The organism is Cupriavidus sp. 05L310 (genome assembly GCF_056398185.1).
Genome location: NZ_JBFTOX010000135.1, coordinates 1 through 2,890, shown reverse-complemented (window position 1 = coordinate 2,890; position 2,890 = coordinate 1). Strand labels below are relative to the sequence as shown.

The following is a 2,890-nucleotide window of genomic DNA, read 5'->3' as shown; positions in this document are numbered from 1 at the left end:
TCCTCGGGTCTGATTAATTTTTGAGCGGCGGGGTGACCACGTGATTCCCAATCCCCAAGGGAGCTGGTTGCGTTACACCAGCGATCCGCCGGAACAATGTTGAGGCCTAACCGTCTTTGAGACGACAACGCAGGATCCTGCTCCGCAGCTTCCTCAAATCTGTGCACCTAAAATGATGTCGATCGAAATCGAGCGCGCCGAAGCGATTACCTGGATCCGCATCCAGCTGGCTCAGCATGGGCTGAGCCTGTCCCACCTGCAGGCCGCCGGCTGTTTTTCCGAGCCGCCACCGGCGACGTTGCCTGGTGTGGTGCGCTACCGCAACGCGCACGGGCAGGGCTGGGACGGCCGCGCCGCAATGCCCGACTGGCTGCAGCGGGCGGTCAATGCAGGGCAGACCGTGGAACATTTCCGCGTGCCCGTCGCGGAAGCCACGGGGCGCGCCGGGAAGGGGAGTTCCCATTGTGATGAGCCAGGAGGATCTGCAAAAGGCAGGTCTGGAGGCGCTAGGGAAGAAGTGGGCGTGATGCGTGGTTGGCGAAATCGGTAATGGACGGCCTTCCGAGGGCGCCGTCCGAGAATACACCACTGCCGTTTCCGCGCCGATGCCATGCCCCGCCATTGACAAGCGGAACTTCATTAGCTGTCGCATCTGCTGCTCTCAAGAAACAAAAATAACAAACAGATCTTTCATAACCAAAAGTAGTAGTTTCTTCGCGAACGCCGGGCGCATCCATGGGCTTGGGAGGCTCGTTAGGCTCTGGCGCCAACGAGAAGCCGGCATTGGCCGAGAACACGAGCAGGATTTCCTGGCGAGTTAGCGGCCGCCCTACATCACGGCTTGGATAGCAGCCGGCCGACCATGGCGTTGACAGCGCTCAATTGCGCTCCCGATTTCAGCGCGTAATCAGATCCGGTATAACCGAACCAGTCCCAGCAGCCTTGCGGATTAAATGGAACCGTAGACGCATTCACTTGCGGATACAGCACAAGGATGTTGTTTGTGTCCGCCCAATAGTTGTAGTTCGTCTTCGCATAGAAATCATTGCCGACCACGGCTTCGGACTGCTTGCACCCATGGAATGCCACGTGGACTTTGCACGGTGCTCCCTGAGCGCATGAACTCGGCACATAAACGAAGCCCGTATCCGCCATGCCTGTCGCGGTCGTCGCGAACTCCCGCTGGTCGAACGGCACGATTCTTCCTGACAAACTCTTCGCCGGCGGGTTCAGCGTGCCGTAGATCTGCTGCAGCAACGCGCCAGCCTGATCGTACCCTCGCTTGCCGACCGCGCAGTGACTGATGTATGGAGATGCGTTATCGGAACACACGTTGCCGAACGCCGGTGTGATGAATGCATGGCCGGCTGCCACGTTATTCACATACTGCAGGCTAGACGCAGGAACGCCGGCCTCCTTGAAGAACGACACTGTCGCGTCGACAGCCTGCTGGTAGACAACGGTATCCTTCGTTCCGCTAAATACATAGACCCGGGCCTTCTGCAAATTCGCTAGCGGGTCGATCTGACCGAGCGACGCAAAACCCGTTGCGGCGGCTACCATCAGTGCAGGATTCGGCGGCACGAACGGCACCTGCCCCATGCAGATCGTTGTGTTGAGGATGTTCCCAGCCGCACAATAATACGGCCCACCCGCTACCACACCGGCACCGGCGACAGAACCTGAGTATGCGACCTGATACTGGACCGCCATGAAGGCGCCCGACGACAGGCCGGAAACTGAGGTCTGCGATAGGTCGCCGGCATAAGATGGCAGCGCATCGGCGGCCAGCGCAGTATGAGGAAGAGCTGCGAGTGCAAAGGCAACAATGGTAAGAGTGCGAAGCAATTTCATTACGGTAGCTCCTGTGGCACAACGATCAAAACAAAATTGGACTAAAGGAAAGCACGGGCCGGAAAACCCATTGCCCTTCGGGGCAGGCGAATCGAAAGGAGCGGGGCCTCGCATACGCGGAAGTGCTTCAAACTCGCTGCGCTGTGGATCCGCGATAGGGCAGCCGGCTTCGACTTTTGACGTCGCAACATCACAACTAAATGCCGTGCCAGCATCGTCGAATTCCGATAGACCGTTTTGGTCAATGCACTGCTTTTGTGCGTTCAACACAACGGGCTGCAGTGTTTCTAGGGCGCCATACACGAGTGCTTGGTCTTGTGCTGTGCAACATTATCGGAGTTTCAAAAGAGTTTCGATCTTTTATTTATGCGTGCGTGCGGTATTTGCAACGGTGTCGCCTGGTTGTCATGAGGGACGCCTATGAGCTGATTGCTAACTTCTTGCTCATGAATTTAATATTAATTAAATCTGCTTTAATTTATATTAAATGAAATTTCATGGATTAATATAGCTGTCCCAGCCACTTCCACCATGCGGGGGCGCAAGCCGTGCATGCCTTGGCGTAGGTGGCGTCCAGGCGCGCTGCCGGCCTATGGCGCTGCATGCCTGGTGATGGTGATCACCGGATTACCAATCCGCAACCGATGCATCGCCCAAGTGATGGGAGTGACGATGGCGACCGACAGTGTGGGGAGGCGCAGAAGGTGTAACGGATGGGTGGGTGGCGCAGGAGCGCGTGAAGGCCGAAATGGCGGCTGCGCTTCGGCGGGCATTGTCAACTTAACGCAACCGGATGATGGGCTCCCAATTGCGCTAGTGCGCGCCGGAGCATTGTGTCCGCTGGCCGTGGAACCCGCGGGGTTTCCGCGAAGCGAGGGGGCGCATGCCGTTCAGACCTTGGCGTGGGTGGCGGCCCATTGCGACGGGTTGACGTCGATGCTCAGCGGGCCGAAGCCGGAGCCGATCACGCCGACGTTGTTGAGCGTGTTCACGTTGATGCTTTGCAGCTGGGCGATGTTCTGGTTGACGTTGACAT

2 protein-coding genes are annotated in these 2,890 nt (G+C 57.9%); one reads left to right on the top strand and one right to left on the bottom strand.

What is annotated here, in order from left to right; translation table 11 throughout:
- The first annotated feature begins 172 nt into the window (after positions 1-172).
- Entirely contained in the window at positions 173-550 is a 378-nt protein-coding gene (locus tag AC1DS6_RS42325; RefSeq protein ID WP_441635758.1) for an H-NS histone family protein, read from the top strand.
- A gap of 284 nt (positions 551-834) precedes the next feature.
- Here the strand turns inward: AC1DS6_RS42325 and AC1DS6_RS42320 are convergent, their stop codons facing one another.
- Positions 835-1,854 (bottom strand): extracellular catalytic domain type 2 short-chain-length polyhydroxyalkanoate depolymerase, encoded by a 1,020-nt coding sequence (locus AC1DS6_RS42320; protein WP_441629624.1) that lies wholly within the window; start codon positions 1,852-1,854, stop codon positions 835-837.
- Between the last annotated feature and the right edge of the window lie 1,036 nt (positions 1,855-2,890).

Excerpts from the sequence above, each read along its gene's own strand:
- AC1DS6_RS42325 (WP_441635758.1), top strand. The coding sequence starts at position 173 with ATGATGTCGATCGAAATCGAGCGCGCCGAAGCGATTACCTGGATCCGC.
- AC1DS6_RS42320 (WP_441629624.1), bottom strand. The coding sequence starts at position 1,854 with ATGAAATTGCTTCGCACTCTTACCATTGTTGCCTTTGCACTCGCAGCT.